Here is a 10738-nt window from a genome sequence, read left to right as displayed (position 1 = left end):
CGGGGAAAGTTCCCCGCCCGGCGTGTGATGTGGTAGTGGTTTTATTATGCAGCTTCAACTTTACGAACTTTTTCCGGCAGCTTTACCGGCTTTGTCGCCAGCTCCTCTGGCGCAAAGTCGTCGACGTTAATGCTGCGCAGACGGCTATGCTCTGCACGGGTAAGAATGGCGGCCTCATCCTGACTGATTAATCCTTTGGCCAGCGCGTTGTGGGCCAGCTCATCCAGACGGGTGAACGGCAGATTTTTACCCAACTCTTTGCAGATCCGCTGGTGGATAGGATCGGCCGCCATCACTTCCAGCAGGGCCTCTTCCAGCAGGCCTACCGGGTTATGCTCGCTCGGCGTCAGATACTGACCGCGGCCGATGCGGGAGCGCGTGGCGCTGGGCACCTGCAGAATTTTGGCGACCTGGTGGTCCAGCCTATCCGACGGCGCATGATGATGACGGCCGGTCGGGAAGATGACCAGGCGCATTACGCCTGCCACCAGACGGTTCGGGAAATTGTCCAACAGATCGTCAATGGCTTGCTCGGCCTGGTGCAGCGCGTCCTGTACCCCCCAGTGAACCAGCGGCAGATCGGCTTCATTGCGTCCTTCATCGTCATAGCGTTTCAGCACCGCCGAGGCCAGGTACAGCTGGCTTAACACATCCCCCAGACGGGCGGAGATACGTTCGCGTCGCTTGAGGCTGCCGCCTAGCACCGCCATTGAGACGTCTGACAGCAGTGCCAGGTTGGCGCTCAGACGATTCATTTGCTGATAGTAGCGACGGGTGGCGTCACGGGTCGGCGCGCTGCTGGTGCGCCCGCCGGTCAGGCCCAGCCAGAAACTCCGCACTTTATTACTGCCGACATGGCCGATGTGTTTGAACAGCAGCTTGTCATAGGCGTTCAGGTCATTATTCTGCGCGGCGGCCATCTCCTCCAGTACGTACGGATGGCAGCGAATCGCCCCCTGACCGAAGATCATCATGCTGCGGGTCAGAATGTTTGCGCCTTCCACGGTGATGGCGATAGGCGCGCCCTGATAGGCCCGGGCGAGGAAGTTGCCTTCGCCCAGCATAATGCCTTTCCCGCCGGTAATATCCATCGCGTCAATAATGGAGCGCTGGCCGCGGTGGGTGCAGTGATATTTCACAATAGCGGACAGCACTGCAGGTTTCTCGCCGAGCATGATGCCGTAGGTGATCAGCGACGCCGCAGCGTCCATCACATAGGCGTTACCGGCGATACGCGCCAGCGCCTCTTCAATCCCTTCCATTTTGCCGATGGAGATTTTGAACGGGCGGCGAATATGGGCGTAAGCGCCAGTCGCCATGGCAACGGATTTCAGACCACCGGTGGCGTTGGACGGCAGAGTAATACCGCGGCCGACCGATAGACATTCAACCAACATGCGCCAGCCCTGACCGGCCATGCTTGGGCCGCCGATGATGTAATCGATAGGCACGAAGATATCTTTGCCGCGGGTTGGACCGTTCTGGAACGGCACGTTCAGCGGGAAGTGGCGACGGCCGATTTCCACGCCCGGGGTGGAGGTGGGGATCAGCGCGCAGGTGATACCCAGCTCTTCTTCTCCGCCCAGCAAACGATCCGGGTCAGAGAGTTTGAAAGCCAGCCCCAGCACGGTGGCGATAGGCGCCAGCGTGATATAACGTTTGTTCCAGGTCAGGCGCATCCCCAGCACCTGTTGACCCTGCCAGTCGCCCATGCACACCACGCCGGTATCCGGGATGGCGCCGGCGTCAGAGCCCGCTTCCGGGCTGGTGAGAGCGAAGCAAGGGATTTCCAGGCCGCGTGCCAGACGCGGCAGATAATGATTCTTCTGTTCTTCGGTACCGTAATGCTGCAGCAGTTCGCCCGGGCCCAGCGAGTTCGGGACGCCGACGGTGATCGCCAGGATGCCGGAGACGCCAGAGAGTTTCTGCAGTACTCGTGCCTGAGCGTAAGCGGAAAACTCAAGTCCGCCATACTCTTTCTTAATGATCATCGCGAAGAAGCGGTGCTCTTTCAGATAGGCCCACAGCTCCGGCGGCAGATCGGCCATTTCGTGGGTGATGGCGAAGTCGTTAGCCATCCGGCAGGCTTCTTCAACTGGGCCGTCGAGGAAAGCTTGCTCTTCGGCGGTCAGCCGCGGCTGCGGATAGTTATGTAACTTTTGCCAGTCAGGATTGCCGCGAAACAGATCGCCTTCCCACCAGGTGGTGCCGGCGTCGATGGCTTCTTTTTCCGTGCGCGACATCGGCGGCATCACCTTGCGGAATGTGCGAAACGCCGGTGCGGAAATCATGGATTTACGCATAGGCGCAAAGTTAAACGGCAACAGTATGATCGCCAGCGGCAGCAGCAGCCAGATATTCCACACTCCGGCCGCGCCGAGCGCCGCGGTCCAGGCGAGCAAAATCACGCTGCTGAGCAGCAGGCTGACCCGGTGATAGAAGAGCGCGCCGAGTAAAACGACGGTTGCAACAATACTCAAAATCATCATAGAGAAATGCTCCCTGAGCTTGTAGGAGGTCTGACCACTTGTGATGTATTGGTTGTAGTGCATGCGTTTTTATTTAGCAATGTGTTTACAAAATAATTACAACCTTGCTCACATTGTTGTATGCAAAAGCGGCACATAAAATCAAAAGAGCGAGGGATAACGCTGCCTGCTGCTTCTCGCTTCGACGGCTATCCGGTACACTGCCGGGGTTATTCCACTCATACTGAAGGATTATCCTCATGTACCAGGATCTTATTCGTAACGAACTGAACGAAGCCGCGGAAACGCTGGCTAACTTTCTGCAGGACGAAGCTAATATCCATGCTATCCAGCGTGCCGCTGTCCTGCTGGCGGATAGCTTTAAGGCGGGTGGGAAAGTGCTGTCCTGCGGTAACGGCGGTTCCCATTGCGATGCGATGCATTTTGCGGAAGAGCTGACCGGACGTTATCGCGAAAACCGCCCGGGTTACCCGGCCATCGCGATCTCCGACGTCAGCCACCTCTCCTGCGTGAGCAATGATTTTGGCTATGAATATGTGTTCTCCCGCTACGTTGAATCCGTTGGCCGCGCAGGCGATGTGCTGCTCGGTATCTCCACGTCTGGCAACTCCGGCAACGTGATTAAGGCCATTGAGGCCGCGCGGGCGCAGGGGATGAAAGTGATCACCCTGACCGGTAAAGACGGCGGTAAAATGGCCGGTAGCGCTGATGTGGAAATTCGCGTGCCGCACTTTGGCTACGCCGACCGCATCCAGGAGATCCATATCAAAGTGATCCACATTCTGATTATGCTGATCGAAAAAGAGATGGCGAAAGGCTAACAGGCAGGTGAGTGTGTACTGTTGACGGTGGCCTCGCTCCGGCGCCGTCGTGATTTGTGAGGGTGAGGTGATCTATGTGCGAACTGCTCGGGATGAGCGCCAATGTGCCAACCGATATCTGTTTTAGCTTTACCGGGCTGGTGCAGCGCGGCGGCGGGACGGGGCCGCATAAAGACGGCTGGGGCATCACCTTCTATGAAGGTAAAGGCTGTCGCACATTCAAGGATCCCCAGCCGAGCTTTCAGTCGCCGATCGCGAAACTGGTTCAGGATTACCCCATTAAGTCCTGTTCCGTCGTCGCCCATATTCGTCAGGCCAACCGCGGGAGGGTGGCCCTGGAGAACACCCATCCCTTCACCCGCGAACTGTGGGGGCGCAACTGGACCTATGCGCACAATGGGCAGCTAAAAGGCTATAAGTCGCTGAAAACCGGTAATTTTCATCCGGTAGGTGAAACCGACAGTGAAAAAGCGTTTTGCTGGCTGCTGCACCGTTTAACCGAGCGCTATCCGCGCACGCCGGGCAATATGCTGGGCGTTTTCAAGTATATCGCCACCCTCGCGGGTGAACTACGTGAGAAAGGGGTGTTCAACATGCTGCTGTCGGACGGGCGCTACGTAATGGCGTTCTGCTCGACCAATCTGCACTGGATCACCCGGCGAGCGCCGTTCGGCGTGGCAAAACTGCTGGACCAGGATGTGGAGATCGACTTTCAACGCGAGACCACACCCAACGATGTGGTCACGGTTATCGCCACGCAGCCGCTGACGGCCAATGAAACCTGGCATAAGATCATGCCAGGCGAGTGGGCGTTATTTTGTCTCGGGGAGCGTGTAGTTTGAGGCCAGCTGCGGCTGGACAACCTCGTGGCTGAGCGGCTTGCTCACCACATAGCGGCCGTCGGTCACTGATACGACCGGCGGTTTGTGGGTCTGCTGGAAATAGTCATAGCCAGGCTTGAGCTGTTTCCAGAAATCCGCGTAGTAGGAGTATTTGTGGCGTTCCATGTTGGCGTTGGTCATGCGGAACGGATAGATACTCACCTGCACGCTTGGCTGGCCGAAGACTAAAGCGCCGGTCACGAACTGGAAGATCTCATCGATACCGCTGTCGGTCATGGCGTAGCAGCCGACTGAGACGCAGTCGCCGTGGATCATCAGGTATTTCCCTTCATAACCATGGGCGCGATCGTAGGCGTTCGGGAAGCCGATGTTAATCGCTTTATAGAAGCGGCTGTCGGGTTTGAGCTGGCTGCGGGTGACGTTATAGAACCCTTCCGGACTCTTGAAATCGCCCTGGCGCTGTTTCGGACCGAGGCCACCGGAGTAGTTGCAGATCCGGTAGCTGTCGAGGAGCTGGTAGGTCTCACCCATTTTGACGTAAAGGTCGAGCATGCGCTCTTCTTTAAAGATCTCAATGTAAACCGGTGAACCCATTAATTGCTGCTTATATTCTTTGCTTACCGGCGTTGTCGGGCTGTTGCTGCTGAGCAGCCCGGCAAATGACACGCACGGCAACAGAAGCATCGCAATAAATAATGCGATTTTGCGCATACTGCTTGTTCCTTGATAAAACAAAATAGCCACATTGCCAGGACGGCAAGAGAGACCCGAAATCAGAGTTTTCTGGATTTAGAGCGCTCACATTAGCATCACGGCATTTTTTCGCAAGGGCGACGTGGCGGCGTTTACAAATCAGCCTCACTTTATACCCTGCCAGCGACGAAAACACAGTGAGAACTTTGCGCAATAGCTCGCATTTTAGAAGCACTTATCGCCCCTTGCGCTACAGCCGCCGCTCACGAAATGTTACACTTGCGCCGGTTCATCATCAGAGTAAGAAAGGATGCTTCTCTTCCGTCCTGAGCGCTACTGGCGCCGTTTCGCCCTTTCTTCTCTGCCATTCTGTCAATAAGCTGGCCCTGACCTGCGTCGGGGTTGAGGTTACGGATACCTGCTAACGATATGATTAAAATCACGAAAGGGCTGGATTTGCCCATAGCTGGCATGCCATTACAGCAGATTTCTCCCGCGCCAGCGGTGAAGCGCGTCGCGCTACTCGGCGAAGAGTACGTTGGCATGCGCCCCGCGATGGCGGTTAAAGAAGGCGATCGGGTCAAAAAAGGTCAGATCCTGTTCGAAGATAAAAAGATCCCTGGCGTCTGCTTTACCGCCCCGGCGAGCGGGATCGTCAGCGCGATCCACCGCGGCGAACGGCGCGTGTTGCAGTCGGTGGTGATTGATATCGAGGGCAATGACGCGGTGGCGTTTACCCGTTACGCCGCGGACGCGCTGGCCGAACTGCCGCGCGACACCGTACAGCAGCAGCTGCTGGCGTCGGGCCAATGGACGGCGCTGCGTACCCGACCGTTCAGCAAAACGCCGCTCCCGGGGAGCACGCCCGCCGCTATCTTTGTTAACGCCATGGACACCAATCCGCTGGCGGCGGAGCCGCAGCCGATTATTCTGGCCGAACGTGCCGCCTTCGACGCCGGTCTTACCGTGCTCACGCGCTTGACCGACGGGAAAGTGCACGTCTGCCAGCCCAGCGGCGGCAAGCTGGGCGGTCATCCTCTCGGCCAGGTCTGTTTCAATCAGTTCAGCGGGCCGCACCCGGCGGGGCTGCCGGGAACGCATATTCACTTTCTGGAGCCGGTGAGCCTGAATAAGCAGGTCTGGCACCTCAATTATCAGGACGCGATCGCCATTGGTAAGCTTTTCCTCGACGGGGAGCTCTACTGCGAACGGATAATTGCGCTCGGCGGCCCGCAGGTAACATCTCCGCGGCTGGTCAAAACGACGCTCGGCGCCAGCCTGGAGGATCTGCTGGCAGGTGAGCTGCAGGAGGGGGAAAACAGGGTCATTTCCGGCTCGGTGCTTAGCGGCGCCCGCGCCCATGGCCCTCACGCCTTCCTGGGGCGCTTCCATCTGCAGGTGAGCGTGGTCAAAGAAGGGCGGGAAAAAGAGCTCTTCGGCTGGGTGATGCCGGGCAAAGAGAAATTCTCGATTACCCGCACCACGCTGGGCCATTTCTTCAAGCGCAAGCGCTTTCATTTTTCCACCGATACCAACGGCGGCGAGCGGGCGATGGTGCCGATCGGCAACTACGAGCGGGTGATGCCTCTGGATATCCTGCCGACCATACTGCTGCGCGATCTGCTGGCCGGAGACACCGACAGCGCTCAGGCGCTGGGCTGTCTGGAGCTGGATGAAGAAGATCTGGCGCTGTGCACCTATGTTTGCCCTGGAAAGTATGAATATGGCCCGGCGCTGCGCAGCGTGTTAACCCGGATTGAGCAGGAAGGATAAGAGATGGGCTTAAAGCACCTGATTGAGAAACTTGAGCCGCATTTCACGCATGGCGGCAAGCTGGAAAAATATTACCCGCTGTATGAGGCGGCGGCGACCATTTTCTACACGCCGGGCCAGGTAACCCGCGGCGCGGCGCACGTGCGCGACGCCATCGACCTGAAGCGGATGATGATCCTCGTGTGGTTTGCCGTATTCCCGGCGATGTTCTGGGGCATGTACAACGTTGGGCTGCAGACCATTCCGGCGCTGCACAAGCTATACGGCGCCGAACAGCTGCAGCAGGCGATCGCCAACAACTGGCACTACAGCGTCGCCCAGTGGTTAGGCGTCAGCTTCAGTGCCGACGCCGGCTGGCTGAGCATGATGGCCCTGGGCGCGGTATTTTTCCTGCCTATCTACCTCACCGTCTTTATCGTCGGCGGCTTCTGGGAGGTGCTGTTCGCGATTGTGCGCAAGCATGAGATTAACGAAGGTTTTTTCGTTACCTCTATTCTCTTCGCGTTGATTGTGCCGCCCACGCTGCCGCTGTGGCAGGCGGCGCTGGGGATCTCCTTCGGCGTGGTGATCGCCAAAGAGATTTTCGGCGGCACCGGGCGCAACTTCCTCAACCCGGCGCTGGCGGGGCGCGCGTTCCTGTTCTTCGCCTATCCGGCGCAGATTTCCGGCGATCTCGTATGGACCGCGGCGGACGGTTTCTCCGGCGCCACGCCGCTCTCCCAGTGGGCCAGCGGCGGCGGTGAAGCGCTGGTGAACGTGGCGACTGGCGTGCCGGTGAGCTGGATGGACGCCTTCCTCGGCAATATTCCCGGCTCAATTGGCGAAGTGTCAACGCTGATGATCTTCATCGGCGGGGCGATCATCCTCTTTGGCCGCGTCGCGTCCTGGCGCATCGTCGCCGGGGTAATGATCGGCATGATCGCCACCGCCACCCTGTTTAACGTTATCGGCTCCGACACCAACCCGATGTTCGCTATGCCATGGTACTGGCATCTGGTGCTCGGCGGTTTCGCCTTCGGGATGATGTTTATGGCGACGGACCCGGTATCCGCCTCGTTTACCGATAAAGGGAAATGGAGTTACGGCGTGCTGATCGGCGTGATGTGCGTGCTGATCCGCGTGGTGAACCCGGCTTATCCGGAAGGGATGATGCTGGCGATCCTCTTCGCCAACCTCTTCGCACCGCTGTTCGATTATCTGGTGGTGCAAGCCAATATTAAGCGGAGGAAGTCGCGTGGCTGAGAAGAAAAGTAACGATAGCATCGGCAAAACGCTGCTGGTGGTGCTGGTGCTTTGTCTGGTCTGCTCCATCGTGGTGGCGGGCTCGGCCGTGGGGCTGAAATCCCGCCAGCAGGCGCAGCGGGCGTTGGATAAGCAGCGCAATATCCTGGCAGTGTCAGGGCTGATGCACCCCGGTATGGATGCGGATGCGGTAGCGGACACCTTCGCGGCGCGCATTACCCCGCGACTGGTGAATCTGGCCACCGGAGAACTGCTGGAGAAAGACCCGGGTAAATTTAATCAGGCTCAGGCGCTGAAGGATCCGCAGCAGAGTATGGCCCTGGATGCCAGTCAGGATCCGGCTGGTATAAAGCGACGCAGTAATCTGGCGGAAATTTACCTGGTGCGCGACGCGCAGCAGAAGATTGAGCAGGTGGTGCTGCCCATTTATGGCAACGGCCTGTGGTCGATGATGTATGCCTTCGTGGCGCTGGACGTCGATGGCCGCACGGTAAAAGGCATTACTTACTACGATCAGGGCGAAACGCCGGGGCTGGGCGGCGAGGTGGAAAACCCGAACTGGCGCCAGCAGTTTGTCGGCAAGCAGGTGCTGGATGACAACGGTATGCCGGCGCTGAAGGTGGTGAAAGGCGGCGCGCGCGCAGGCGATCTCCACGCGGTTGACGGTTTATCCGGCGCCACGCTGACGTCCAATGGCGTACAGCATAGCTTTGATTTCTGGATGGGCGAACTGGGCTTTGGTCCGTTCCTGAAAAAGGTTCGTGAGGGAGAGCTGAATAATGGCTGAACAGAGCGATATGAAAGAGGTGAAGCGCGTGCTGGTGGGGCCGCTCATCGCCAATAACCCCATCGCCCTGCAGGTGCTGGGCGTCTGCTCCGCACTGGCGGTAACCACCAAACTGGAAACCGCCTTCGTGATGACCATTGCGGTGACCCTGGTGACGGCGTTCTCCAGCATGTTTATCTCGATGATCCGCCACCATATTCCCAATAGCGTGCGCATCATCGTGCAGATGGCGATCATCGCCTCGCTGGTGATCGTGGTGGATCAGCTGCTGCGGGCTTTCGCCTATGAGACCTCCAAACAGCTGTCGGTATTCGTCGGGCTTATCATCACCAACTGCATCGTGATGGGCCGCGCCGAAGCCTACGCCATGAAGTCGCCGCCGCTGGCGAGCTTTATGGATGGTATTGGCAACGGTCTCGGCTATGGCGCGATCCTAATTATCGTCGGCTTCCTGCGCGAGCTTATCGGTAGCGGCAAGCTGTTCGGTATCACGGTGCTGGAAACGGTGCAGAACGGCGGCTGGTATCAGCCGAACGGCCTGTTCCTGCTGGCGCCGAGCGCGTTCTTCATTATCGGTTTGCTGATCTGGGCCCTGCGTAGCTGGAAGCCTGAGCAGCAGGAAAAGGAGTAATCGGTGATGGCTCATTACATCAGCCTGTTTGTCCGCGCGGTGTTCGTTGAGAACATGGCGCTGGCCTTCTTCCTCGGGATGTGCACCTTTCTTGCGGTGTCGAAAAAGGTCTCCACCGCCTTCGGCCTCGGCGTCGCGGTGACGGTAGTGCTGGGGCTTGCCGTGCCAATCAATAACCTGGTCTATAACCTGGTGCTGCGCGACGGCGCGCTGGTTGAGGGGGTGGATCTCAGCTTTCTTAACTTCATCACCTTTATCGGAGTGATCGCCGCGCTGGTGCAGATCCTCGAGATGATCCTCGATAAGTATTTTCCGGCACTGTACAACGCGCTGGGCATCTTCCTGCCGCTGATTGCGGTTAACTGTGCGATTTTCGGCGGCGTGTCGTTCATGGTGCAGCGCGATTACAACTTCCCGGAGTCCATCGTCTACGGCTTCGGCTCCGGCATTGGCTGGATGCTGGCGATCGTGGCGATGGCGGGGATCCGCGAAAAAATGAAGTACGCCAACGTGCCCGCCGGTTTGCGCGGGTTAGGGATCACCTTTATCACCACCGGACTAATGGCGCTGGGCTTTATGTCCTTCTCCGGCGTGCAGCTATAAGGGCGAATAAGTATGGAAATTATTCTTGGCGTCGTGATGTTCACGCTGATTGTGCTGGTGCTGTCGGGGCTTATCCTGGCAGCGCGCTCAAAGCTGGTGAACGCGGGCGACGTGGTTATTGAGATCAATAACGAAGCGGATAAACAGATCCGCACCCCTGCGGGTGACAAACTGCTGAACACGCTGTCCAGCAACGGGATCTTCGTCTCCTCCGCCTGCGGCGGCGGCGGCTCCTGCGGCCAGTGTCGGGTAACTGTTAAAGAGGGCGGCGGGGATATCCTGCCGACCGAGCTTTCGCATATTACTAAGCGGGATGCCAAAGCCGGTTGCCGTCTGGCCTGTCAGGTGGCGGTGAAGCAGAACATGAAGATTGAACTGCCGGAAGAGATTTTCGGGGTCAAAAAATGGGAGTGTGAAGTTATCTCTAACGATAACAAAGCCACTTTCATTAAAGAGCTCAAGCTGCGGATCCCGGAGGGGGAGGTGGTGCCGTTTCGCGCCGGGGGCTATATTCAGATTGAATGCCCGCCGCATAAAGTGGCCTATGCAGATTTTGATGTTCCCGATGAATACCGTTCAGACTGGGATAAGTTCAACCTGTTTCGCTATGTCTCTGAGGTGAAAGAGCCGACCCTGCGCGCCTACTCAATGGCTAACTATCCGGAAGAGAAGGGCATCATTATGCTCAATGTGCGCATCGCGACGCCGCCGCCGAAGGTCCCGGATGCGCCGCCGGGGATCATGTCATCCTATATCTGGTCGCTGAAGCCGGGCGATAAGGTGACGATTTCCGGGCCGTTTGGCGAGTTCTTTGCTAAAGAAACCGACGCCGAGATGGTGTTTATCGGCGGGGGGGG

At 58.1% G+C, this 10738-nt stretch carries 10 protein-coding genes; 8 read left to right on the top strand and 2 right to left on the bottom strand.

The window, feature by feature from the left end:
* Positions 1–44: 44 nt before the first annotated feature.
* Positions 45–2489: an acyl-CoA dehydrogenase FadE gene (gene fadE / locus HMPREF9538_RS13615; RefSeq protein ID WP_032457114.1), complete on the bottom strand. Its 2445-nt coding sequence runs from the start codon at positions 2487–2489 to the stop codon at positions 45–47.
* A gap of 239 nt (positions 2490–2728) precedes the next feature.
* On the opposite strand from fadE, the gene lpcA reads away from it, so the two are divergent.
* On the top strand, positions 2729–3310 hold the full coding sequence (gene lpcA / locus HMPREF9538_RS13620; RefSeq protein ID WP_004145825.1) for a D-sedoheptulose 7-phosphate isomerase: 582 nt from the start codon (positions 2729–2731) through the stop codon (positions 3308–3310).
* A 74-nt stretch (positions 3311–3384) separates the two neighbouring features.
* Positions 3385–4152 (top strand): class II glutamine amidotransferase, encoded by a 768-nt coding sequence (locus tag HMPREF9538_RS13625; protein ID WP_002889696.1) that lies wholly within the window; start codon positions 3385–3387, stop codon positions 4150–4152.
* Here the strand turns inward: HMPREF9538_RS13625 and dpaA are convergent.
* On the bottom strand, positions 4123–4863 hold the full coding sequence (dpaA, locus tag HMPREF9538_RS13630) for a peptidoglycan meso-diaminopimelic acid protein amidase (RefSeq protein ID WP_002889699.1): 741 nt from the start codon (positions 4861–4863) through the stop codon (positions 4123–4125). The two genes, HMPREF9538_RS13625 and dpaA, sit on opposite strands and share 30 nt — an antisense overlap.
* Positions 4864–5274: 411 nt before the next feature.
* On the opposite strand from dpaA, the gene HMPREF9538_RS13640 reads away from it, so the two are divergent.
* The 6 genes from HMPREF9538_RS13640 to nqrF all read left to right on the top strand — a co-directional run.
* Complete coding sequence (locus HMPREF9538_RS13640) at positions 5275–6618, top strand: Na(+)-translocating NADH-quinone reductase subunit A (RefSeq protein WP_002889702.1); 1344 nt, start codon at positions 5275–5277, stop codon at positions 6616–6618.
* A 3-nt stretch (positions 6619–6621) separates the two neighbouring features.
* The gene (locus HMPREF9538_RS13645) at positions 6622–7860 is read left to right on the top strand and encodes an NADH:ubiquinone reductase (Na(+)-transporting) subunit B (RefSeq protein ID WP_009485139.1); all 1239 of its coding nucleotides are present in this window, start codon (positions 6622–6624) and stop codon (positions 7858–7860) included.
* Positions 7853–8647, top strand: a complete 795-nt coding sequence (locus HMPREF9538_RS13650) for a Na(+)-translocating NADH-quinone reductase subunit C (RefSeq protein WP_004177336.1) — start codon at positions 7853–7855, stop codon at positions 8645–8647. Before HMPREF9538_RS13645 ends, HMPREF9538_RS13650 begins: the two co-directional genes overlap by 8 nt.
* Positions 8640–9278, top strand: coding sequence for an NADH:ubiquinone reductase (Na(+)-transporting) subunit D (locus HMPREF9538_RS13655; protein WP_002889716.1), 639 nt, complete (start codon positions 8640–8642; stop codon positions 9276–9278). The genes HMPREF9538_RS13650 and HMPREF9538_RS13655 overlap by 8 nt, the downstream gene beginning before the upstream one ends.
* A 6-nt stretch (positions 9279–9284) precedes the next feature.
* A complete protein-coding gene (nqrE, locus tag HMPREF9538_RS13660; protein WP_004177335.1) occupies positions 9285–9881 on the top strand; it encodes an NADH:ubiquinone reductase (Na(+)-transporting) subunit E in 597 nt (198 codons plus the stop codon).
* Between the two features lie 12 nt (positions 9882–9893).
* The coding region (nqrF, locus tag HMPREF9538_RS30015; RefSeq protein WP_009485138.1) for an NADH:ubiquinone reductase (Na(+)-transporting) subunit F at positions 9894–10738 on the top strand (845 nt) is incomplete at its 3' end.

This window comes from Klebsiella sp. MS 92-3 (genome assembly GCF_000195655.1).
GTDB classification, from domain to species: Bacteria; Pseudomonadota; Gammaproteobacteria; order Enterobacterales; family Enterobacteriaceae; genus Klebsiella; species Klebsiella pneumoniae.
Note: the sequence above shows the minus strand (reverse complement) of the source record. Positions and strands in the feature narration are given on the sequence as shown.

Bases quoted from the DNA above. Each gene is read 5' to 3' on its own strand.
- HMPREF9538_RS13645 (WP_009485139.1), top strand. From the start codon at position 6,622: ATGGGCTTAAAGCACCTGATTGAGAAACTTGAGCCGCATTTCACGCAT.
- nqrE (WP_004177335.1), top strand. From the start codon at position 9,285: ATGGCTCATTACATCAGCCTGTTTGTCCGCGCGGTGTTCGTTGAGAAC.
- fadE (WP_032457114.1), bottom strand. From the start codon at position 2,489: ATGATGATTTTGAGTATTGTTGCAACCGTCGTTTTACTCGGCGCGCTC.
- HMPREF9538_RS13655 (WP_002889716.1), top strand. From the start codon at position 8,640: ATGGCTGAACAGAGCGATATGAAAGAGGTGAAGCGCGTGCTGGTGGGG.
- HMPREF9538_RS13625 (WP_002889696.1), top strand. From the start codon at position 3,385: ATGTGCGAACTGCTCGGGATGAGCGCCAATGTGCCAACCGATATCTGT.
- dpaA (WP_002889699.1), bottom strand. From the start codon at position 4,863: ATGCGCAAAATCGCATTATTTATTGCGATGCTTCTGTTGCCGTGCGTG.
- lpcA (WP_004145825.1), top strand. From the start codon at position 2,729: ATGTACCAGGATCTTATTCGTAACGAACTGAACGAAGCCGCGGAAACG.
- HMPREF9538_RS13640 (WP_002889702.1), top strand. From the start codon at position 5,275: ATGATTAAAATCACGAAAGGGCTGGATTTGCCCATAGCTGGCATGCCA.